This window comes from Agromyces sp. NDB4Y10, from assembly GCF_001620055.1.
GTDB classification, from domain to species: domain Bacteria; phylum Actinomycetota; class Actinomycetes; order Actinomycetales; family Microbacteriaceae; genus Agromyces; species Agromyces indicus.
In genome coordinates this window covers 23,700-42,857 of record NZ_LQGY01000039.1, presented here as the reverse complement: position 1 = coordinate 42,857, position 19,158 = coordinate 23,700, and the positions used below count along the sequence as shown (strand labels likewise).

Annotated in this window: 20 protein-coding genes and 1 tRNA gene; 13 read left to right on the top strand and 8 right to left on the bottom strand. The window is 71.9% G+C overall.

What is annotated here, in order from left to right:
- Window positions 1-77 precede the first annotated feature (77 nt).
- Window positions 78-1,367, top strand: coding sequence for a cell wall metabolism sensor histidine kinase WalK (locus tag AVP42_RS10305; RefSeq protein WP_082847161.1), 1,290 nt, complete (start codon window positions 78-80; stop codon window positions 1,365-1,367).
- On the top strand, window positions 1,364-2,044 hold the full coding sequence (locus AVP42_RS10300; RefSeq protein WP_067948718.1) for a response regulator transcription factor: 681 nt from the start codon (window positions 1,364-1,366) through the stop codon (window positions 2,042-2,044). Before AVP42_RS10305 ends, AVP42_RS10300 begins: the two co-directional genes overlap by 4 nt.
- Window positions 2,045-2,109: 65 nt before the next feature.
- On the opposite strand, the gene AVP42_RS10295 is transcribed toward AVP42_RS10300, so the two are convergent.
- Window positions 2,110-2,565, bottom strand: coding sequence for a hypothetical protein (locus AVP42_RS10295; protein ID WP_067948716.1), 456 nt, complete (start codon window positions 2,563-2,565; stop codon window positions 2,110-2,112).
- A gap of 161 nt (window positions 2,566-2,726) precedes the next feature.
- Here AVP42_RS10295 and AVP42_RS10290 point away from each other — a divergent pair, with 161 nt between their 5' ends.
- The 4 genes from AVP42_RS10290 (at window position 2,727) to rlmB (ending at window position 7,005) form a co-directional block, all read left to right on the top strand.
- Window positions 2,727-3,209: a CarD family transcriptional regulator gene (locus tag AVP42_RS10290; RefSeq protein WP_067948714.1), complete on the top strand. Its 483-nt coding sequence runs from the start codon at window positions 2,727-2,729 to the stop codon at window positions 3,207-3,209.
- Window positions 3,210-3,292: 83 nt separating this feature from the next.
- Window positions 3,293-4,522, top strand: coding sequence for a bifunctional 2-C-methyl-D-erythritol 4-phosphate cytidylyltransferase/2-C-methyl-D-erythritol 2,4-cyclodiphosphate synthase (locus tag AVP42_RS10285; RefSeq protein ID WP_067948712.1), 1,230 nt, complete (start codon window positions 3,293-3,295; stop codon window positions 4,520-4,522).
- A gap of 54 nt (window positions 4,523-4,576) precedes the next feature.
- On the top strand, window positions 4,577-6,001 hold the full coding sequence (cysS, locus tag AVP42_RS10280) for a cysteine--tRNA ligase (protein ID WP_067948710.1): 1,425 nt from the start codon (window positions 4,577-4,579) through the stop codon (window positions 5,999-6,001).
- A complete protein-coding gene (gene rlmB, locus AVP42_RS10275; protein ID WP_067948708.1) occupies window positions 5,998-7,005 on the top strand; it encodes a 23S rRNA (guanosine(2251)-2'-O)-methyltransferase RlmB in 1,008 nt (335 codons plus the stop codon). Before cysS ends, rlmB begins: the two co-directional genes overlap by 4 nt.
- Window positions 7,006-7,125: 120 nt before the next feature.
- Here rlmB and AVP42_RS10270 read toward each other — a convergent pair whose 3' ends face one another.
- From AVP42_RS10270 to AVP42_RS10260, 3 genes are all read right to left on the bottom strand, one after another.
- A complete protein-coding gene (locus AVP42_RS10270) occupies window positions 7,126-7,407 on the bottom strand; it encodes a GIY-YIG nuclease family protein (protein ID WP_067948706.1) in 282 nt (93 codons plus the stop codon).
- A 192-nt stretch (window positions 7,408-7,599) separates the two neighbouring features.
- Window positions 7,600-8,919, bottom strand: coding sequence for a DUF4032 domain-containing protein (locus AVP42_RS10265; protein WP_067948704.1), 1,320 nt, complete (start codon window positions 8,917-8,919; stop codon window positions 7,600-7,602).
- Between the two features lie 79 nt (window positions 8,920-8,998).
- On the bottom strand, window positions 8,999-10,099 hold the full coding sequence (locus AVP42_RS10260; protein ID WP_067948702.1) for an ABC transporter ATP-binding protein: 1,101 nt from the start codon (window positions 10,097-10,099) through the stop codon (window positions 8,999-9,001).
- A 274-nt stretch (window positions 10,100-10,373) separates the two neighbouring features.
- Between AVP42_RS10260 and AVP42_RS10255 the strand changes: the two genes are divergently transcribed.
- The 3 genes from AVP42_RS10255 (at window position 10,374) to AVP42_RS10245 (ending at window position 12,559) form a co-directional block, all read left to right on the top strand.
- Complete coding sequence (locus AVP42_RS10255) at window positions 10,374-11,297, top strand: thioredoxin domain-containing protein (protein ID WP_067948700.1); 924 nt, start codon at window positions 10,374-10,376, stop codon at window positions 11,295-11,297.
- A gap of 98 nt (window positions 11,298-11,395) precedes the next feature.
- Window positions 11,396-11,471 (top strand) — tRNA-Thr (locus AVP42_RS10250).
- Entirely contained in the window at window positions 11,471-12,559 is a 1,089-nt protein-coding gene (locus tag AVP42_RS10245; RefSeq protein WP_082847160.1) for a DMT family transporter, read from the top strand. The genes AVP42_RS10250 and AVP42_RS10245 overlap by 1 nt, the downstream gene beginning before the upstream one ends.
- Here the strand turns inward: AVP42_RS10245 and AVP42_RS10240 are convergent.
- Window positions 12,543-13,094 carry a nitroreductase family protein gene (locus AVP42_RS10240; RefSeq protein ID WP_067948698.1) on the bottom strand — a complete coding sequence of 184 codons (552 nt, stop codon included), beginning with the start codon at window positions 13,092-13,094 and terminating at the stop codon, window positions 12,543-12,545. The genes AVP42_RS10245 and AVP42_RS10240 overlap by 17 nt on opposite strands.
- 2 nt (window positions 13,095-13,096) lie before the next feature.
- A complete protein-coding gene (gene msrB / locus AVP42_RS10235) occupies window positions 13,097-13,498 on the bottom strand; it encodes a peptide-methionine (R)-S-oxide reductase MsrB (RefSeq protein ID WP_067948696.1) in 402 nt (133 codons plus the stop codon).
- Between the two features lie 186 nt (window positions 13,499-13,684).
- On the opposite strand from msrB, the gene AVP42_RS10230 reads away from it, so the two are divergent.
- The 4 genes from AVP42_RS10230 (at window position 13,685) to groL (ending at window position 16,779) form a co-directional block, all read left to right on the top strand.
- Window positions 13,685-14,029, top strand: coding sequence for a DUF3263 domain-containing protein (locus tag AVP42_RS10230; RefSeq protein ID WP_067948694.1), 345 nt, complete (start codon window positions 13,685-13,687; stop codon window positions 14,027-14,029).
- Window positions 14,026-14,568, top strand: a complete 543-nt coding sequence (locus AVP42_RS10225) for a LytR C-terminal domain-containing protein (RefSeq protein ID WP_067948692.1) — start codon at window positions 14,026-14,028, stop codon at window positions 14,566-14,568. Before AVP42_RS10230 ends, AVP42_RS10225 begins: the two co-directional genes overlap by 4 nt.
- A 207-nt stretch (window positions 14,569-14,775) precedes the next feature.
- Complete coding sequence (locus AVP42_RS10220; RefSeq protein WP_067948690.1) at window positions 14,776-14,979, top strand: cold-shock protein; 204 nt, start codon at window positions 14,776-14,778, stop codon at window positions 14,977-14,979.
- Window positions 14,980-15,159: 180 nt separating this feature from the next.
- Complete coding sequence (groL, locus tag AVP42_RS10215) at window positions 15,160-16,779, top strand: chaperonin GroEL (protein WP_067948688.1); 1,620 nt, start codon at window positions 15,160-15,162, stop codon at window positions 16,777-16,779.
- Between the two features lie 69 nt (window positions 16,780-16,848).
- Here groL and AVP42_RS10210 read toward each other — a convergent pair whose 3' ends face one another.
- Entirely contained in the window at window positions 16,849-17,139 is a 291-nt protein-coding gene (locus AVP42_RS10210) for a WXG100 family type VII secretion target (RefSeq protein WP_067948686.1), read from the bottom strand.
- Between the two features lie 166 nt (window positions 17,140-17,305).
- On the bottom strand, window positions 17,306-19,132 hold the full coding sequence (locus AVP42_RS10205) for a cell wall metabolism sensor histidine kinase WalK (RefSeq protein WP_067948684.1): 1,827 nt from the start codon (window positions 19,130-19,132) through the stop codon (window positions 17,306-17,308).
- Between the last annotated feature and the right edge of the window lie 26 nt (window positions 19,133-19,158).

Genomic DNA, 19,158 nt, shown 5'->3' with positions numbered 1-19,158 from the left:
CTGAACACTCCCTAACCTACCCTCGTCCACCGGCATCCCGGACGTGACGGGCCCGGGCGGTGGTTATCGTTGGTCCCATGGACTCCACCTGGTCCGTGCTCGCCGCGCTCGCGTTCGGCGTGCTCATCGGGGCCGGCTTCACCGTCGTGCTGCACATCGCCGAACGGCGTGGGCAGAGCGCTGCGCGCGTCGTCGCGCCCACGATCCCCGACGGCGTCGACCAGGTGCTCGACGTGCTCGAGTCGGCGGGCGTCGTGCTCGACCCGTCGAACAACGTGCTCCGCGCCTCGCCGGGCGCGCTCGCGATGGGCCTGGTGCGCAACCAGATGCTCGCCCACCAGGAGCTCATCGACCTCGTCGCCGCCGTCCGCCGCACGGGCGAGCCCGTGGCGACCGAGCTCGTGCTCGCGCGCGGTCCGTTCAGCGATGCCACCATGCAGGTCGACGTGCGGGTCGCCCGGCTCGGCACGCGCTTCGTCCTGCTCCTCGCCGACGACCGGACCGAGGCCCGACGACTCGACGAGGTGCGTCGCGACTTCATCGCGAACATCAGCCACGAGCTCAAGACCCCGATCGCCTCGGTGAGCCTGCTCGCCGAGGCGCTGGACCAGGCCGCCGACGAGCCGGAACGGGTGCGGCGCTTCGCCGATCGCCTCGCGGTCGAGTCGACGCGCCTCGGGCACATCACGAGCGAGGTGATCGAGCTGTCCCGCCTGCAGGCCCGCGATGCCCTGCGCCGCGACGAGCTGCTGGACGTCGACCGCATCGTCGCCGCCGCCGTCGACCAGAACCGGGTCGTCGCCGCGGCCAAGGGCATCGAGGTCCGGCTCCGCGCGAAGTCGAAGGCGAAGGTCTACGGCGACGAGGCGCTCATGGTCGTCGCGGTGCACAACCTCATCGCGAACGCGCTCGCGTACTCGAGCGAGGGCGGGCGCGTGGGCGTCGGCGTCACCGTCGACGACGATGCGGTGGAGATCGCCGTGGCCGACCAGGGCATCGGCATCGCCCCCGAGGACCAGGACCGCGTGTTCGAGCGGTTCTACCGGGTCGACCAGGCCCGCTCCCGCAACACGGGCGGGTCGGGCCTCGGCCTCAGCATCGTCAAGCACACGGTGCAGAACCACGGCGGCGACGTCCGAGTGTGGTCGCAGCCGGGGCGCGGCTCGACCTTCACCATCCGACTGCCGCTCGCCGAGCCGCCCGTATCCCCGCCCGAGCCCGAGGACACCGCCGCCGAGACCGTCGTCGACGGTCAGGGCGACGGGGCCGCACCCGCCAGCGCGGGGCGCGGCGAATCGTCCGAGACCCCCGATCGCATCGCCGCGGCCCTGCCGGCCGCAGCCCCTTCCCGAGGAGACCGCACGTGACCCGCATCCTGCTCGTCGAGGACGAGATCGCGCTGAGCGAACCGTTGAGCTTCCTGCTCGAGCGCGAGGGCTACGAGGTGGAGGTCGCCGCCGACGGGCCGGCGGCCGTCGCGGCCTTCGACCGCGCGGGAGCCGACCTGGTGCTGCTCGACCTCATGCTGCCCGGGCTGCCCGGGACCGAGGTCTGCCGCGAGATCCGCCAGCGCTCGCAGGTGCCCATCATCATGCTGACCGCGAAGGACTCCGAGGTCGACATCGTCGTCGGCCTCGAGCTGGGCGCCGACGACTACGTCACGAAGCCGTACTCGACCCGCGAGCTGCTCGCTCGCATCCGGGCGGTGCTGCGTCGACGGATCGAGCCGGAGGACCTCGACGACGCGATCATCACGGGCGGCCGCGTCCGGATGGACGTGGACCGCCACACCGTCGAGGTCGACGGCGAGACGGTGGCGATGCCGCTGAAGGAGTTCGAGCTGCTCGAGCTGCTCATGCGCAACGCCGGTCGCGTGCTCACGCGCGGCCAGCTCATCGACCGTGTCTGGGGAAGCGACTACTTCGGCGACACCAAGACGCTCGACGTGCACATCAAGCGCATCCGCTCGAAGATCGAGGTCACGCCCTCGGAGCCGGTGCAGCTGGTCACCGTCCGGGGTCTGGGCTACCGGTTCGAGGCCTGAGACGACGAAGCGGATGCCGCGCGCTCGCGCTGCGGCATCCGCTCGATCGGTCGTGGTGGGCCGGGTTACGGCACCAGGTCGGCGTACTCGGGGAGGCGGCCGTCGAGGACGGGCACGGAGATCTCGCGGCCCTCGGCGCCGTCGGTGGTGACGAACACGGGGACGAGCCCGCCGACCTCGGCGTCGAGGCCCTCGATGAGCAGGGGCTCCTCGTCGCCGGCGCCGGGGGCGACGGTCTGGCCGGCGTCGACGTCGACCTCGACGGTCTCGCTGCCGACCTGGAGCTCGAGCGTCGCGTCCTCCGAGCCGGAGTTCGAGACGGAGAGGATCATGCTGCCCTCGTCGCCGTCCTCGCTGATGATGAGGATGTTGCGCACCGCGAGCGAACCGACCTCGGCCGAGACGCCGTCGCTGGGGTCGTACCGCTCCGTGGTCGCCTGGTAGGTGATCATGCCGCAGCCGGTTCCGCCGATGGCGATGCCGAGAGCCAGGGCAGCGGATGCCGCGAGACGCGCCTTCACAGAACCTCCAACGAGACATGCGTGCGCGCGGATGCAGGCAACCGCGCGCAGGGGACTTCGATGAGTCTAGCCTACGGGCGCAGGGGGCTTCGGGCGTGGAGGCGGAACCCTAGCACTACCTCGGTGTGATATCCTGAAAGTTGCCGAAAGGACGTCTATTCATGCTGTTTGAGGTTGGCGAGACCGTTGTCTACCCGCACCACGGAGCCGCGACGATCGTCGAAGTCAAGAAACGCATCATCAAGGGCGAAGAGAAGCTCTACCTCAAGCTGAACGTCACGCAGGGCGACCTCGTCATCGAGGTTCCCGCCGAGAACGTCGACCTGGTCGGCGTTCGTGACGTGATCGGCAAGGAAGGCCTCGACAAGGTCTTCGAGGTGCTTCGAGCGCCCTTCACCGAAGAGCCGACCAACTGGTCGCGCCGCTACAAGGCGAACCTCGAGAAGCTCGCCTCCGGCGACGTGATCAAGGTCTCCGAAGTCGTGCGCGACCTGTGGCGCCGCGACCAGGACCGCGGCCTGTCCGCGGGCGAGAAGCGGATGCTGGCGAAGGCTCGACAGATCCTGATCTCGGAGCTCGCGCTGGCCGAGAAGACCGACGAGGAGCAGGCGTCGACCGTCCTCGACGAGGTCCTCGCCTCCTAGCCCGAGCCCGGCTCCCGTACGATCGCCGCCCGCGCACCAGCGCAGGGCGGCGATCGTCGTCCGGGCGGCGATACGCTCGACGCGTGAACGATTCGACCGTCGCCGTCATCGTCGTCGCCGCGGGCAGCGGCACGCGCCTGGGTCGCCCCGAGCCGAAGGCGTTCGTGCCGCTCGGCGACGACACGGTCCTCGGTGTCGCGTTGGATGCCGTGCTCGGCATGAGCGACCCCCCGTACCTGGTCGTCGTCGCGCCCGACGAGCGCGTCGAGGAGGCTCGGGCCATCGTCACGTCCCGGGCCGGAGCGGCATCCGTCGCCTTCGACGTCGTCGCCGGCGGCGAGACCCGCCAGAAGTCGGTCTCGCGCGGCATCGCCGCACTGCCGCACGTCATCGAGACCGTGCTCGTGCACGACGCGGCGCGGCCCCTCACGCCGTCGATCGTGTTCGACGAGGTCGCCGCGGCCGTCCGGGCGCGGGGCCACGGCGTCGTGCCCGGCCTGCCGGTGATCGACACCATCAAGCGGGTGGACGCGCGGGGCCGGGTCGTCGCGACCGTCGACCGATCGGAGCTCGCCGCGATGCAGACGCCCCAGGGATTCCCGCGGTCCGCGCTCGAGCACGCCTACTCGCGGGCGCACGGCGAGCACACCGACGACGCGGCCCTCGTCGAGTCCGTCGGCATGCCGATCGACATCGTCCCGGGTGACGCGCGGGCCTTCAAGATCACGGTCCCGGCCGACCTGCACCGGGCCGAGCAGCTCGTGGCCGAGCGCGCCAGAGCGGATGCCGCCGCCGACGTCGCACCCGCCGCGGCCGCCGACCCCGCGGCATCCGTCGCGCTGCCCCGCGTCGGGACGGGCATCGACGTGCACGCGTTCGCCGACGACGCCGACACGCCGCTGTGGCTCGCCGGCCTCGAGTGGCCGGGGGAGCGAGGGCTCTCCGGTCACTCGGACGGCGACGCCGTCGCGCACGCCGTCTGCGATGCGCTGCTGGCCGCCGCCGGCCTCGGCGACATCGGCGGCACGTTCGGCACGGCCGACCCGCGCTTCTCGGGCGCGCACGGCGAGGTGTTCCTCGCCGAGACCGTGCGGCGCCTGGCCGACGCCGGCTTCCGGGTCGGCAACGTCTCGGTGCAGGTCGTCGGCAACCGCCCGAAGCTCGCGCCCCGCCGCGCGGAGGCGGAGGCGCTCTTGTCCGGCATTCTCGGCGCACCCGTGAGCGTCGCCGCGACGACGACCGACGGCCTCGGCTTCACCGGCCGCGGCGAGGGCGTGGCCGCGATCGCCACGGCGCTCGTCGTGCCCGCCTGAGCCGCGGCATCCGTCGCATCGGTCTCGCAGCGGGCCCGCCGGTAGGCTTGCGGGGTGACCGTGCGACTCTACGACTCGAAGGCCCAGGCCCTGCGTGACTTCGTGCCCCTCACCGAGGGACACGTCGGCATGTACGTCTGCGGCCCGACCGTGCAGTCGAGCCCGCACATCGGGCACCTGCGGAGCGCGCTCGTCTACGACCTCATGCGCCGGTGGTTCACGGCGCGGGGCGACCGGGTCACCTTCATCCGCAACGTCACCGACATCGACGACAAGATCCTGAACGCCGCGGCCGACGAGGGCATCGGCGACCAGTGGTGGTCGCTCGCCTATCGAGTCGAGCTCGAGTTCACCGCCGCCTACAACGCGCTCGGCATCCTCCCGCCCACGTACGAGCCGCGCGCCACGGCGAGCGTGCAGCAGATGCAGGAGCTCATCGCGCGCCTCATCGAGGCCGGGCACGCCTACGTCGCGGCCGACGGGTCGGGCGACGTGTACTTCGACACGGCCACATGGCCGGCCTACGGCGAGCTCACCAGGCAGTCCCGCGACCACATGGAGGCGGCGGCCGACGCCGACCCGCGCGGCAAGCGCGACCCGCGCGACTTCGCGCTCTGGAAGGGCCGCAAGGACACCGAGCCCGCCTCGGCCGCATGGGACGCGCCGTGGGGACACGGGCGCCCGGGCTGGCACATCGAGTGCTCGGCGATGGCGGCGCGCTACCTCGGCACCGAGTTCGACATCCACGGCGGCGGGCTCGACCTGCGGTTCCCGCACCACGAGAACGAGCTCGCGCAGTCCGGCGCCGACGGCCAGCGCTTCGCCCGGTACTGGGTGCACAACGGCCTCGTGAACGTCGGCGGCCAGAAGATGTCGAAGTCGCTCGGCAACTCCGTCTACGCCGACGAACTGCTCGAGCTCGCCTCCCCGCTCGCCGTGCGGTACTACCTCGGCCAGGCGCACTATCGATCGACCCTCGACTACTCGCCCGAGGCCCTCGCCGAGGCCGAGGCCGCCGTCGACCGCATCCGCACCTTCCTCGCCCGCGTCGACCGCCGGCTCGCCGGCACGCGCCACGCCGAGACCGGCACGGATGCCACGTGGCCGGCCGCCTTCGCCGAGGCCATGGACGACGACCTCGGCGTGCCGCAGGCGCTCGCCGTGCTGCACGAGACCGTCCGGGCCGGCAACCAGGCCCTCGACGACGAGGACCTTCCGGTCGCCGCCGAGCGTCGCGGGCAGGTGCACGCCATGGTGCGCGTGCTCGGCATCGACCCGGCCGACCCGGCCTGGGCGACGGACGCCGGACCTGCGGCATCCGCGCTCGACGCCCTCGTCACCCGGCTCATCGACGACCGTCGCGCAGCGCGCGACGCGAAGGACTGGGCCACCGCCGACCGCATCCGCGCCGAACTCGCGGGCGCCGGCATCACCATCGAAGACAGCCAGACCGGAACGCATTGGAGCCTCACCTCATGAAGGGCAGCAGCGGAAAGCCTCGCGCGGGAGCCGTGCGCAAGAAGGGCAAGGGCCAGAAGGTCGGGACCGGCGGCCACAGCCGCAAGGCGCTCGAAGGCAAGGGCCCGACCCCCAAGGCCGAGGACCGGCCGTACCACAAGGCCTACAAGCGCAAGGCCGCAGCCGAGCGCGCCGCGGAGAAGTCGGGCGGCCGCACGCCGCAGCGCGCCGGCGCACCTCGTGGCGCGTCGGGTGCCGCCCGCCGGTCGAAGTCGGGTGACGAGTCGGAGATCGTGACCGGCCGCAACGCCGTCGTGGAGGCGCTGCGCACCCGCATCCCCGCCACCACGCTCTACGTCGCCGCACGCATCGAGATGGACGACCGCGTGAAGGAGGCCGTGAAGATCGCGACCAACCGCGGCATCCCGATCCTCGAGGTCATGCGGCCCGAGCTCGACCGGCTCGCGGGCGAGGGCGGGGTGCACCAGGGCCTCGCACTCAAGGTGCCGCCGTACGAGTACGCGCACCCGATCGACCTGCTCGACGAGGTGCTCGCCGACGACGAGACGCCGCTGCTCGTGGCGCTCGACGGCGTCACCGACCCGCGCAACCTCGGTGCCATCATCCGCTCGACGGCCGCGTTCGGCGGGCAGGGCGTGATCGTGCCGCAGCGCCGGTCGGTCGGCGTGACGGCCGCGGCATGGAAGACCTCCGCCGGCGCGGCGGCACGGGTCCCCGTGGCGATGGCGCCCAACCTGACGCAGACCCTCAAGGCGCTGAAGGAGCGCGGCGTGTTCGTGCTCGGTCTCGACGGGGACGGCGATGTGTCGCTGCCCGGCCTCGACTTCGCCGACCGGCCGATCGTGGTCGTCGTCGGGTCCGAGGGCAAGGGGCTGTCGCGGTTGGTCACCGAGACGTGCGACGCGATCGTGTCGATCCCGATCTCGGCGGCCACCGAGTCGCTGAACGCCGGCATCGCGGCATCCGTCACGCTCTACGAGATCGCGAAGCTGCGCGCCGAGTAGCCCCCGGTGGTCGAGTAGGACGCGAAGCGCCCGTACCGAGACCCGGTGGTCGAGTAGGACGCGAAGCGCCCGTATCGAGACCCGGTGGTCGAGTAGGACGCGAAGCGCCCGTACCGAGACTCACGTCCAGCGCTTCCTGCTCGCCGAAGCCAGGGTCTCGTGATCCCCGCGAGCGAGCGCGAGCCGCTTCGCCCGACCCCAGTTCTGGACCTGCTTCTCGCGGCGGAAGGCGTCGTCGAGGCGTGCGTACTCCTCGACGTGGATGAGTTCCACGGGACGTCGTCGTCGCGTGTACTCGGCACCTTCCCCCGCCTGGTGCTGGGCGATGCGGCGCTCGAGGTCGACCGTGCTTCCCACGTAGGTCGTGCCGTCGGCGCACCGAAGCATGTACATGTATGCCATGTGGGCGAGTCTGGCGCAGGCGGGCGTACGGCCGCCGGGACTGTGCACACGTGGTCTCGGTACGGGCGCGGCTCCGCCGCGTCCTACTCGACCACCGGGGCTGGCGACGGGCGCAGCTCCGCCGCGTCCTACTCGACACCGGGTGTCGGTACGGGCACGGCTCCGCCGCGTCCTACTCGACCACCGGGGGAATCAGACCTTGAGGCGCCAGTCGCCCTCGTCGTCGGGATCGTGCACGGCCAGTTCGGCGGTGTCCGGGCCGACGGCCGGCAGCGCGGTCGTGATCGCCTCGGTCGGCGGACCGATCACCGTGGCCTCGTCGCGACGGTGCCGCAGCACATCGTTGATGTAGGCGGTGAGCGCCTCGGCCAGCGGGATGTCGTGACCCTGCTGCTGCGCCATGTACCACCGGTGCTCGAGCAGCTCGTGGAACACCTCGGCGGGCTCGAGCTTGCCGCGGAGCTCCTGCGGGACGGCACGGACGACGGGCTCGAACACGCGCATCTGCCACTCGTGCGCGACCATCTCCTCGTCCTGGTCCTGCTTGTTGTACGCGGCGCGGTACGAGTCGAGGTCGTTCAGCAGGCGCCTGGCCTGGTTCTCGCCCGCGTCGAGCCCCGTGAGGCGGAGCAGCCGACGCTGGTGGTGGCCCGCATCGACGACCTTCGGCTGGATGCGCAGCGTGGTTCCGGACTCGTCGGTGCGGATGGCGAGTTCCTCGATGTCGAACCCGAGCTCGTTGAGGCGGTTGACGCGTTCGTTGATGCGCCACCGTTCGGCGAGCCCGAACGACTCGGAGCCGGTCAGCTCGGTCCAGAGGCTGCGGTAGGCGTCGACGATGCCGTTCGAGATGTTGACCGGATCGAGCTCGTCGGCGACGCGGCCGCCCGCCTCGAGGTCGAGCAGTTCACCGGCGATGTTCACTCGCGCGATCTCGAGGTCGTTCTCGCGCTGGCCGTTCGACAGGCCGCCCTCGTAGAGCTTGCCCGTCTCGGCGTCGACGAGGTACGCGGCGAACGCTCCGGCGTCGCGACGGAACAGCGTGTTCGACAGCGACACGTCGCCCCAGAAGAACCCGACGATGTGCAGTCGCACGAGGAGGACCGCGAGCGCGTCGACGAGGCGGGTCGCGGTGTCGGGGCGGAGGGTCTGCGAGAACAGCGCCCGGTACGGCAGCGAGAAGCGCAGGTGCCGGGTGACGAGCACTGGCGCGAGCTCCTCGCCGTCGGCATCCGTTCGGTTCGTGATGACCGCGACGGGCTCGACGCAGGGGATCTCGAGCCGCTGCAGGGTGCGCAGCATCTCGTACTCGCCCTTGGCCATCTCGGCCGTGGTCTCCTTGATGGCCACGACGTGGCCGCTGAGGTGCGCGAAGCGGACCAGGTGTCGCGAGATGCCCTTCGGGAGCGCCGCGATGGTCTCGCTCGGCCACGCCTCGAGCGGGAGGTCCCACGGGAGGTCGAGCAGGGCGGGGTCGGTCATCGCCGACGTGATCGAGAGTGTGCCGCTCATCAGGCCCAAGCGTACCCGGGAACGACGATGCCGGCCGGGCCGGAGCCCGACCGGCATCGCGGTCGCATGGTGCGGTGCGTCAGCTCGCGACCGGCGCCTGCAGCAGGCGCGCACCCGACTCGGCGTCGAACACGTGCACGTGCTTCGGGGTCGGCATGAGGTAGACGGTGTCGCCCGCGAACGGGTGGACGCGGCCGTCGACGCGCGCGACGATGTCGGTGCGCTTGCCCTCGATGGTCGAGTGGCCGTAGAGGTAGCCGTCGGCGCCGAGCTCCTCGACGAGGTCGACGACGACCTCGAGGCCCTCGCCCTGCGTGTTCGACACGACGATGTCCTCGGGGCGGACGCCGACCGTGACGACGGGGCCGGACGCCGACGCGAGCGCCTCGCGCTCGACGTCGATGGTCGCGGTGCCGAACTTGATGCCGCCCTCGACCACGTCGGCGTGGAACAGGTTCATCGCCGGCGAGCCGATGAAGCCCGCGACGAAGACGTTGTTCGGCCGCTCGTACAGCTCGCGCGGGGTGCCGACCTGCTGGAGGACGCCGTCCTTCAGCACGGCGATGCGGTCGCCCATGGTGAGGGCCTCGGTCTGGTCGTGCGTGACGTAGACCGTGGTGACGCCGAGGCGGCGCTGGAGCGAGGCGATCTGGGTGCGCGTCTGGACGCGGAGCTTGGCGTCGAGGTTCGACAGCGGCTCGTCCATGAGGAACACCTGCGGCTGGCGCACGATCGCGCGGCCCATGGCGACGCGCTGGCGCTGGCCGCCCGAGAGCGCCTTCGGCTTGCGGTTCAGGTACGGCTCGAGGTCGAGCAGCTTGGCGGCCTCGAGGACGCGCGCGGCCCGTTCCTCCTTGCCGATGCCGGCGATCTTGAGCGCGAAGCCCATGTTCTCGGCGACGGTCATGTGCGGGTACAGCGCGTAGTTCTGGAAGACCATCGCGATGTCACGGTCCTTCGGCGGCACGTCGGTGACGTTCCGGTCGCCGATGAAGATGTTGCCGTCGTTGACCTCTTCGAGGCCCGCGAGCATGCGGAGCGACGTGGACTTGCCGCAGCCGGAGGGGCCGACCAGGACGAGGAACTCCCCGTCTTCGATCTCGAGGTCGAGCTGGTCGACGGCGGGACGGGTGCCACCGGGATAGAGGCGGGTGGCCTTGTCGAACGTGACTGACGCCATGGTTCTGTTCTCCTTCACCGGCAGGTACGTGCCGGACGATCCGTAGTGAATGGAAACGCCGACCTCGGTGTCGACGCTCCCTCAGTATGTCACGCGAGCTCCGCATCGCCGCATCCGCGTCGGTGGCCGCAGCGTGCGACCGGGATCCGCGGATGCCGCGACCAGCCGCCGCTCGGGCGCCGTTTGGGCGATTCACAGTGTCCGCTCCTACACTCATCGGTGCGTGCGCCTGCATTCCCGCGCGCCCCCACAGCTGACCCGGAGTTGACCATCGATGAGCACTGGATCCATCCAGCCGCGCCCCAGCCGCAACGAGCGACGCGAGGCGGCCCGTGAGAAGGCCCGCCTGCTGCGCGAGGAGCAGCGGCGGAAGGACCGCCGCAAGAAGTTCCTGATCCAGGGCGGCGTCATCGTCGTGGTGCTCGCCATCGCGGCGCTCATCGGCACGATGATCTTCAACAGCGTCCGTCCCGAGGGTCCCGGCCCGCAGAACATGGCCAGCGACGGCATCCTGCTCGTCGGCGGCGAGAGCGGCATCGAGCCGGTCTCGACCCGCGCGATCCCCGCGAACGGCGAGCCGACGCCGAGCGAGCCCGACGACAGCGGCACGGTCGCGAACATCGTCGTCTACGTCGACTACCTCTGCCCCTACTGCGGCCAGTTCGAGCAGACGAACTCCGAGTCGATGCGCACGATGGTCGAGCAGGGCGCCGCGACGCTCGAGGTGCACCCGATCGCCATCCTCACGAACAAGTCCGCCGGCACCCAGTACTCGCTCCGCGCCGCCAACGCCGCGGCGTGCGTGGCCGACCGGTCGCCCGAGGCGTTCTTCGACTTCAACGCGCTCATGTTCGAGAACCAGCCGGAGGAGCTCTCGGCGGGCCTCTCGAATGAGGAGATCAAGGCGCTCGCCGCCGAGGCCGGCGCGTCCTCGTCGGTCGACGAGTGCATCGACGAGACGCGGTTCAAGAGCTGGGTCGAGGATGCCACCAACCGGGCGCTGACCCAGCCGATCCCGAACTCCGAGCTCGAGTCGGTCAAGGGCACGCCGACGGTGCTGGTGAACGGCAAGCAGTACGTCGGCTCGCTCGAGGACCCGGCCGAGTTCCGCGCCTTCGTGCTGCAGGCGGCCGGCCAGAGCTACTCGGAGTCCAACGGCACGCCGACGCCGACGCCCACCCCGACCCCCGCCGGCTGAGCGCCGCCCCCGGTCGTGCCGACGGCCCGGTCCCCTCGCGGGGCCGGGCCGTCGTCGTCCGCTCGCGCCGCGCGATCGGTAGGATGTGGGGGAGTCACGCCGGCTTGGCGCAATTGGTAGCGCACCGCTCTTGTAAAGCGGTGGTTACGGGTTCGAGTCCCGTAGCCGGCTCCATGTCGAGCACACCCGCCCCGTCGTCGCAGCCCGCAGCGGGCGGCGCGGCGAGTCATCCGCACCACTCGCCCCCGCACGCGCACGCGGCCGATTCGCGGGTGCCGATGTGGGTCGCCATCGCCCTCACCGTGGTGTCCGGCGGCCTCGTGGCGCTGCAGTCCCGGGTGAACGGGCAGCTGGCGCGCGCCCTCGACGACTACTCCGTCGCTGCGGTGATCTCGTTCGGGTCCGGCCTCGTGCTCCTCCTGGTGCTCGCGGCGGCGTGGCCCGGAGGGCGCCGCGGGCTCGTCCGCCTCGGCGTCGCGTTCCGCGCCGGCGCGGTGCCGTGGTGGATGCTGCTCGGCGGCGTCGCGGGCGCCTGGTTCGTCGCGACCCAGGGCATCGCCGTCGGCGTCCTCGGCGTCGCCCTGTTCACGATCGGGATCGTCGCCGGACAGACGCTCGGCGGGGTCGTGTTCGACGTGATCGGCATCGGTCCCGGGGGGCGCCGGCCCCTGTCGGTCGCGCGCGTCGCGGGCGCCGTGCTCGCGCTCGCGGCGGTGGGGTGGGCGGTCTCCGCGCAGGTGTCCGCGTCGGTCCCGCTGTGGGTCATGCTCCTGCCGTTCACGGCCGGCATCGGCGCCTCCTGGCAGCAGGCGATGAACGGGCGGGTCCGCACCGCATCGGCGAGCGCGCTCGCCGCGACCGTCGCCAACTTCGCGGTGGGCACGGCGGTGCTCGTCGGCGTGATGCTCGTGCATGCGGCATCCGTCGGCTGGCCCGATCGCATGCCCGCCGACTGGTGGCTCTACACGGGCGGCGCGATCGGCTGCGTGTTCATCGCCGCGCAGGCGGTGCTGGTGCGCCGGGTGGGGGTGCTGCTGCTCGCGCTGGGGCTCGTGGCCGGGCAGCTCACGGCGGCGCTCGCGCTCGACCTGCTCCTGCCGGCCACCGGCCGCCCCGTCGGGCTGGCCACGGTCGGCGGCACGGTGCTGGCGCTCGTCGCGGTCGCGCTGGCGAGCATCCGCTGGGGGCGCGCGAAGCACGCGGCGCCGCCGGAGCCCGAGTCGGTCACCGGGTCGACCGCGGCGGTCAGGCCAACGAGCTGAACCGCTGCGCCACGTCGGGGCCGACTCGCCGCTCCGGGCGGACGCGTTCCGGCCGGCCGCCGACGTAGAGCCACCCCAGCAGGTGCTCGCCCGGTGCGAGGTGGTGCGCGTCGGCGACGAGCGGATGCCGCGTGAGCGGCCCCGTCCGCCACATCACGCCCCACCCGGCCTCGTCGAGCAGGAGCGAGAGCAGGTGGGCGACCCCGGCCGCCGCGGCGTCCTGCTCCCACTCGGGGACCTTCGGATGCGGCCTCGTGCAGGCGACGACCGCGAGCAGGAGCGGGGCGCGCAGGGGCTTCGCCGCGAGCTTCTCGGCCGCGGCTCCCTCGGCGCCGGCGGCGGCCGCGAGCGACCGGCCCACGCGGGCGCGGGCGTCGCCGCGCACGGCGATCACGCGCCACGGGGCGAGCGACGCGTGGTCGGCGACCCGACCGGCCGCTTCGAGCAGGTCGCGGAGCTCGTCGTCGCCGGGTGCGGCATCCGTCACCTCGGGCCACGACCGGCGGGCGAGCGCCGCCTCGCGCACGGATGCCACGCTCAGGACTCGGGCGTGAAGTCGAGGGCGATCGAGTTCATGCAGTACCGGTCGCCGGTGGGCGTGCCGAAGCCGTCGGGGAAGACGTGGCCGAGGTGCGAGCCGCAGCGCGCGCAGCGGACCTCGGTGCGCACCATGCCGAGCGAGGTGTCCTCGAGGAGCTCGACCGCCTCGGGCCGGACCGACTCGTAGAAGCTCGGCCAGCCGCATCCGGAGTCGAACTTCGTGCCGCTCTTGAACAGCTCGGCGCCGCAGGCGCCGCACGCGTAGACGCCGGCGCGTTCCTCGTCGAGCAGCTCGCCGGTCCACGCGCGCTCGGTCCCGGCGCCGCGGAGCACGGCGTAGCGCTCGTCGCCGAGCTCCTCTCGCCACTGCTCCTCGGACTTCTCCACCTCGTACGGCATGCGGTCTCCTCGTCGTGTGCGGTCATCCCATCGTCGCAGTTCCGGCGACGTGCGGTGCAACGCATGACGCTCGACGCGTGTTCCGTGACGGCGCTCCGCCCGAGTGCGGCGGGTGCGCGGCATCCGCTCTCTAGGATGTCGTCAGACGAGCGGGCGACCGCCGACCGAGACCGACGAGGAGGTGCGATGGACGCCGCAGGCAGGCCCGACCCCGACTCCGCGACCACGCACCGGAGCACGGACGGACTGGACGAGCGACGTCGGCGCATCCTCGCCTTCGAGGCGCGCGCGTGGCGCGACCCGGCGCGGAAGGCCGATGCGATCCGCGACGAGCTGGATCTCTCGCCGGCCCGGTACTACCGGTTGCTCGCCGAACTCGTCGACGACCCCGCCGCCCTGCGGCACGATCCCATGCTCGTGAAGCGCCTGCAGCGGCAGCGCGCGGCGCGGGCGGCGGCGCGGGCCGAACGCGCCATCCCCACCGGCGCGGCGATCGAGACGGGCCGACCACGACCCCGGCAGGATCCATGACGCAGAAGTTCCCCCGAGACCGGTTCGATTCGATCCCGCACGGTATCGAGCGCGTCGGCGCGCACCGTGCCCCCGCCCGCCGTGGCGCCCGGTGGATCGCGTTCGGCTGGGCCGCCCTCGCGACGGTCGTGCTGGCCGGTGCGGGCATCGCCGCGGTGAGCGTCTACAACGACCGGCTCGACTTCGGCGGGGGGCAGCCGGTCCCCACGCAGACTCCGGTGGCGACGGCGCCGCCGACCCTGGCGCCCGACGTCCCGGTCGCGGTGCTGAACGGTACGGGCACCTCGGGCCTGGCGGCGAGCGTCGGCGAGACGCTGACGGCGAGCGGGCTCACGGTGGGCATCACCTCGAACGCCGACACGTCCGACATCGAGACCACCGTCGTGTACTACGCGGCGCCGGAGCTCGAGGGCGCGGCCCGCGGAGTGCTGGGGCTGCTGCCCGTCGGCGACGTCCGGCTCTCGGAGGAGTACGGGGCGACCGGCATGCAGCTCGTCGTGGTGCTCGGGGCGGACTACGTGGAGGCGTCCGGCCGCTGACGGTGACCGAATCGTTGCCATTCTGCGACCATTCGGGGCCGCGGAACCCTTGTGCCGGGCGCGCGCGCTGTGACTATCTGGATTCGGCCGCTCGATCGCGTGTGGAGCATCCGGTGCCGGGGCCCCGGCGCCGTGTCGGCACGTCGACGGCCCGGTACAGGCGAAGGCACGTGCTGACTCGGAAACTCGGCAACATGGGAGCAACGCATGGCGAACGGAACCGTGAAGTGGTTCAACGCTGAAAAGGGCTACGGATTCATCACCGTCGACGGGGGCGGTCAGGACGTCTTCGTCCACTACTCCGCGATCGACATGGCGGGCTACAAGGTGCTCGAAGAGGGCCAGCAGGTGACCTTCGAGGTCGGCTCAGGCTCCAAGGGCCCCCAGGCCGAGGCGGTCCGCCCCGCCTGATCCCCTCAGCGTCGAAGCGCCGTCGGCTCGCCCGGCGGCGCTTCCGCGTTCCCCGGGGATGCGGCATCCGTCGCTCGCTTGCACTCGGGCCGGGTGAGTGCCAGAATCGCTTTAGCACTCACTCGTTTTGAGTGCTAACCCTTGGAATCTTTGAACGTCCGGAAGGGACGAGAGACACACATGGCAAAGATCATTGCTTTCGATGAGGAGGCCCGCCGCGGTCTCGAGCGCGGGCTCAACCAGCTCGCCGACGCGGTCAAGGTGACCCTCGGCCCGCGCGGCCGCAACGTCGTCCTCGAGAAGAAGTGGGGCGCCCCCACCATCACCAACGACGGCGTGTCGATCGCCAAGGAGATCGAGCTCGACGACCCGTACGAGAAGATCGGCGCCGAGCTGGTCAAGGAGGTCGCGAAGAAGACCGACGACGTCGCCGGCGACGGCACCACCACGTCGGTCGTGCTCGCCCAGGCGCTCGTGCGCGAGGGCCTCCGCAACGTCGCCGCCGGCGCCGACCCCATCTCGCTGAAGCGCGGCATCGAGAAGGCCGTCACGGCCGTCTCCGAGCAGCTGCTCGCGACGGCGAAGGAGGTCGAGACCAAGGACGAGATCGCCGCGACCGCGTCCATCTCGGCCGCCGACCCCCAGATCGGCGAGATCATCGCCGAGGCGATCGACAAGGTCGGCAAGGAGGGCGTCGTCACCGTCGAGGAGTCGAACACCTTCGGCACCGAGCTCGAGCTCACCGAGGGCATGCGCTTCGACAAGGGCTACCTGTCGGCGTACTTCGTCACGGACCCCGAGCGCCAGGAGGCGGTCTTCGAGGACCCGTACATCCTCATCGCCAACCAGAAGATCTCGAACATCAAGGACCTGCTCCCGATCGTCGACAAGGTGATCCAGTCGGGCAAGCAGCTCCTGATCATCGCCGAGGACGTCGACGGCGAGGCCCTGGCCACGCTCGTCGTGAACAAGATCCGCGGCATCTTCAAGTCGGTCGCCGTCAAGGCGCCGGGCTTCGGCGACCGCCGCAAGGCCCAGCTCCAGGACATCGCGATCCTCACCGGCGGCCAGGTCATCTCCGAGGAGGTCGGCCTCAAGCTCGAGAACGCGACGCTCGACCTGCTCGGCCAGGCGCGCAAGGTCGTCATCACCAAGGACGAGACCACCATCGTCGAGGGCGCGGGCGACCCCGACCAGATCGCGGGCCGCGTCGCCCAGATCCGTTCGGAGATCGAGAACACCGACTCGGACTACGACCGCGAGAAGCTCCAGGAGCGCCTCGCCAAGCTCGCCGGCGGCGTCGCCGTCATCAAGGCGGGCGCGGCCACCGAGGTCGAGCTCAAGGAGCGCAAGCACCGCATCGAGGACGCCGTCCGCAACGCGAAGGCCGCCGTCGAGGAGGGCATCGTCGCCGGTGGTGGCGTCGCCCTCATCCAGGCCGGTGCCAAGGCGTTCGAGACCCTCACGCTCGAGGGCGACGAGGCGACGGGCGCGAACATCGTGCGCGTGGCCATCGAGGCGCCGCTCAAGCAGATCGCCCTCAACGCCGGCCTCGAGCCGGGCGTCGTCGCGAACAAGGTCTCCGAGCTCCCCGCGGGTCACGGCCTCAACGCCGCGACCGGCGAGTACGGCGACCTCATCGCGCAGGGCATCATCGACCCGGCGAAGGTCACCCGCTCGGCGCTGCAGAACGCCGCGTCGATCGCCGGCCTCTTCCTCACCACCGAGGCCGTCGTCGCCGACAAGCCCGAGAAGGCTGCTGCGGCTCCCGCCGACCCGACGGGCGGCATGGACTTCTAGTCCGCACGGCACCACCACGCGCGAAGGGCGCCTCCTCCGGGAGGCGCCCTTCGTCGTCGTGCCGAGCGCTCAGCGCAGGAACAGCCGGGCGTTGGCCGACTCGGCGTCGGCGTAGTGCGACGCCGCCGCGCCGAGCGCCTGGCTCAGCCCCGCGAGGCTCTGCTCGACCTGCTGCTGCGTGGCGCGCCAGTCGGTCACCGCCGCCTGGAACGCCGTCGCCGCCTGGCCCGACCACGAGGCCTGCAGGCCCGTCAGCTGGGCGACGAGCGACGCGATCTCCGACTGGATGCGTCCGATCGTGCCCTGCGCACTCGCGGTCGCCGCCGCGACCTGCTCGCTGTCGACCTGGTATCGGGTCATGGATGGTCCTCTCGTCGGGAGCCCCGGGAACCTCCCGGGGTGCCCGTCGGACGCTACGCGGGCGCGACCGGGGGCACGGCGGGTGCCGCGGCATCCGTTGCCCGATCGCGCCCGCGGGAGAGGTGGGGAGGAGCGGTCGTGGCCCCGGAGGACCGGCCCGTCGGGCTCAGGAGGTCGCGACCGGGTGCGGCGCCGCCGACGAGCCCGCCAGGGGCAGCGCCACGCGGAAGGTCGCGCCGCCACCGGGCGTCTCGACCACGTCGACCTGGCCGTTGTGCGCGCTCACGATCGAGGAGACGATCGCCAGTCCCAGGCCCGATCCGCCCGTCTCGCGCGTGCGCGAGGTGTCGGCCCGCCAGAAGCGCTGGAAGATCTTCTCGCGGATCTGCGGCGGGATGCCCTCGCCGTGGTCGATGATCTCGAGTACCGCGCGCTCGGCCGCGTCGTCCACCGAGACGCGGATCTCGATCGGGCTGTCCTCGGGGGTGAAGCGCATGGCGTTGCCCATGAGGTTGGTGATGACCTGCCGGACCTTGTTCTCCTCGGCCAGGACCACCGCGCGGCGGACCGGGACGATGGGCGCCTCGCCGGACTGGCCGCCGGCGGCGGGTACCGAGAGCTCGCCGGTGCGCGTGGGTGCGGCCAGGTCGCCCGTGCGGGTGGCCGCGGGCAGGGCCAGCTCGCCCGTGCGCGTCGCGGCCCCGCGCGACCCGCGACCGCGTCGGGTGCGCCCGCCGTTCTCGGACGAGGTCGGCGTGCGGCGTCCCCGGAGGCGCGCGAGCGTCGCGCCGGCGAGCGCCATCGCGCCACCGGGACGCGTCGTCGCGGAATCGAGGTCGACCTCGACGTCGGCCGGCACCGTGTCGTTCGAGCCCGTTCGCACCTCCTCGGGCGCGATCACCGTCACCACGCGGCCGGGGTTCGCGGCCATCGCGTCGAGCGCGGCATCGCGTGCAAGCGGCACCAGGTCGACCTCGGCGAGGTCGAGCGGCTTCGCCTCGTCGAGGCGTGCGAGGGCGAGCAGGTCCTCGACGAGGCCGCCCATCCGGATGGCCTCCTTCTCGATCCGGTCCATCGCCTGCGCGACGTCCTCGGGGGTCTGCAGCGCGCCCATCCGGTAGAGCTCGGCGTAGCCCCGCACGGACACGAGCGGCGTGCGGAGCTCGTGGGACGCGTCGCCGACGAATCGCCGCATCTGGTCGATCGTGCGTGCGCGGTCGCGGAACGCCCGGTCGATGCGGTTCAGCATCGTGTTGAGCGAGCGATTCAGCCGGCCCACCTCGGTGTTGGGCGTCGCGCCGCCGAGCCGCTGGCCGAAGTCGCCGTCGGCGATCGCGGCCGCCGTGCGCTCGACCTCCCGCAGGGGAGCGAACGTCGAGGTCACGAGCATCCGGGTGAGCAGCGCGCCGACGAGCACGACGCCGAGGCCGAAGCCGAGGAAGATCGTCAGGTACGCCGCGAGGATCCGCTCGGTGTCGCGCGAGGAGATCGCGACGATGATCGGCGCGAGCCCGCCCTGCTGGTCGGCCGTCACCACCGCGTAGACGCCCCGGAACGTCGGCTCGCCGCCGGCGTCGTAGAGGGAGAAGACGCGGAAGCCCCCGCTGGAGTTCCACGCGTACACCTCGCCCTGCGTCAGCCGCTCCGGCAGCATCGGGTAGGTCGACGGGTCGCGGTCCTTCCAGTTGTGGTCGCGGAACTCGCCCGTGCGCGCGTCGTACAGCGCGATGAACACGTCGTCGTTCGCGTCGCTGAAGTCCAGGCCGCCGGCGTCGCGGCCGGAGCCCGGTCCGCCGTCGAAGTACTTGTCGAGGTCGCCGGACGCGATGGCGCTGAGCTTGGACTCGAGCTGCGCCTCGACGTAGGTGCGCAGCATCGCCGCGGTGCCGATGCCGGACACGAGGAGCCCGAGCGTCAGCATGAGCACGGTGACGCCCGTGATCTTGGTGCGGAGCGAGACGCGGCTCCAGCGGTCGGCGAGGCTCTGATGCATGGCGTCGGCGAGTCTACGCAGGCACC

What these genes read in the sequence shown, in the direction of transcription:
- AVP42_RS10305 (WP_082847161.1), top strand. Translation starts at nt 78, where the DNA reads ATGGACTCCACCTGGTCCGTGCTCGCCGCGCTCGCGTTCGGCGTGCTC.
- AVP42_RS10290 (WP_067948714.1), top strand. Translation starts at nt 2,727, where the DNA reads ATGCTGTTTGAGGTTGGCGAGACCGTTGTCTACCCGCACCACGGAGCC.
- rlmB (WP_067948708.1), top strand. Translation starts at nt 5,998, where the DNA reads ATGAAGGGCAGCAGCGGAAAGCCTCGCGCGGGAGCCGTGCGCAAGAAG.
- AVP42_RS10270 (WP_067948706.1), bottom strand. Translation starts at nt 7,407, where the DNA reads ATGGCATACATGTACATGCTTCGGTGCGCCGACGGCACGACCTACGTG.
- AVP42_RS10265 (WP_067948704.1), bottom strand. Translation starts at nt 8,919, where the DNA reads ATGAGCGGCACACTCTCGATCACGTCGGCGATGACCGACCCCGCCCTG.
- AVP42_RS10260 (WP_067948702.1), bottom strand. Translation starts at nt 10,099, where the DNA reads ATGGCGTCAGTCACGTTCGACAAGGCCACCCGCCTCTATCCCGGTGGC.
- AVP42_RS10255 (WP_067948700.1), top strand. Translation starts at nt 10,374, where the DNA reads ATGAGCACTGGATCCATCCAGCCGCGCCCCAGCCGCAACGAGCGACGC.
- AVP42_RS10245 (WP_082847160.1), top strand. Translation starts at nt 11,471, where the DNA reads ATGTCGAGCACACCCGCCCCGTCGTCGCAGCCCGCAGCGGGCGGCGCG.
- msrB (WP_067948696.1), bottom strand. Translation starts at nt 13,498, where the DNA reads ATGCCGTACGAGGTGGAGAAGTCCGAGGAGCAGTGGCGAGAGGAGCTC.
- AVP42_RS10230 (WP_067948694.1), top strand. Translation starts at nt 13,685, where the DNA reads ATGGACGCCGCAGGCAGGCCCGACCCCGACTCCGCGACCACGCACCGG.
- AVP42_RS10225 (WP_067948692.1), top strand. Translation starts at nt 14,026, where the DNA reads ATGACGCAGAAGTTCCCCCGAGACCGGTTCGATTCGATCCCGCACGGT.
- AVP42_RS10220 (WP_067948690.1), top strand. Translation starts at nt 14,776, where the DNA reads ATGGCGAACGGAACCGTGAAGTGGTTCAACGCTGAAAAGGGCTACGGA.
- groL (WP_067948688.1), top strand. Translation starts at nt 15,160, where the DNA reads ATGGCAAAGATCATTGCTTTCGATGAGGAGGCCCGCCGCGGTCTCGAG.
- AVP42_RS10210 (WP_067948686.1), bottom strand. Translation starts at nt 17,139, where the DNA reads ATGACCCGATACCAGGTCGACAGCGAGCAGGTCGCGGCGGCGACCGCG.
- AVP42_RS10205 (WP_067948684.1), bottom strand. Translation starts at nt 19,132, where the DNA reads ATGCATCAGAGCCTCGCCGACCGCTGGAGCCGCGTCTCGCTCCGCACC.